At 50.4% G+C, this 256-nt stretch carries 1 protein-coding gene; it reads left to right on the forward strand.

Annotation, left to right across the window (positions count from 1 at the left end; genetic code table 11):
• On the forward strand, positions 1-200 hold a 200-nt coding region (locus tag BIU96_RS20105; protein WP_217642276.1), incomplete at its 5' end, for a hypothetical protein.
• Between the last annotated feature and the right edge of the window lie 56 nt (positions 201-256).

Raw genomic sequence — 256 nt, forward strand, 5'->3', positions numbered from 1 at the left:
GGAGTCTTGCCTTTGTCATTCGGTTTGCAGTAGTTGTAATAAACTCGGTAGATATCGCCAAGCTGACTGTACCTGTCCGGGTTATATGGCGAGTAACCGTACCAGACGCGTCGCCCACTGGTTCCAGATCCAAATGGTCGCTCAAAACAGCTTATGGCTCTCCGGATCTGCATAAAGAATCGATCTACCGAGTGCAGTGACCCCATTTGAAGAAGACTCGCTTGATGATCCAGAGAATAGCGGTCGGTCCTGGTGC

The organism is Curtobacterium sp. MCBA15_008 (genome assembly GCF_001865065.1).
Classification (GTDB): Bacteria; Actinomycetota; Actinomycetes; order Actinomycetales; family Microbacteriaceae; genus Curtobacterium.